Source organism: Blautia sp. DFI.6.71, assembly GCF_020593585.1.
Taxonomy (GTDB): Bacteria; Bacillota; Clostridia; order Lachnospirales; family Lachnospiraceae; genus Blautia_A; species Blautia_A wexlerae.
Genome location: NZ_JAJDMJ010000225.1, coordinates 1 through 213 on the forward strand (window position 1 = coordinate 1; position 213 = coordinate 213).

1 pseudogene is annotated in these 213 nt (G+C 33.8%); it reads left to right on the top strand.

From position 1 onward, the window contains the following. Positions 1 to 201: pseudogene (locus LJE12_RS19950) on the top strand (hypothetical protein); the annotation flags it as partial. Positions 202 to 213: the final 12 nt, after the last annotated feature.

A 213-nucleotide genomic window follows, 5' to 3' on the forward strand; every position in this document is an offset into this window, starting at 1 on the left:
ACGAACTTGAGGGAATCGGAAAAAATTTATAAAGCACACTCCAAATTCAAGTTTGTAACGAAGGTATTTGCGATGAAAGGAATTAAGATTGAGTTATTGGGGATTGCAATAATACCTTTAGGAATTGCTGTGACAACAAATAATTTTTGGGGATATGTCCTAGTGCTGTATCCGGTTAGTAACAATACTTTACAGTACTGAAAAAATTTGCTA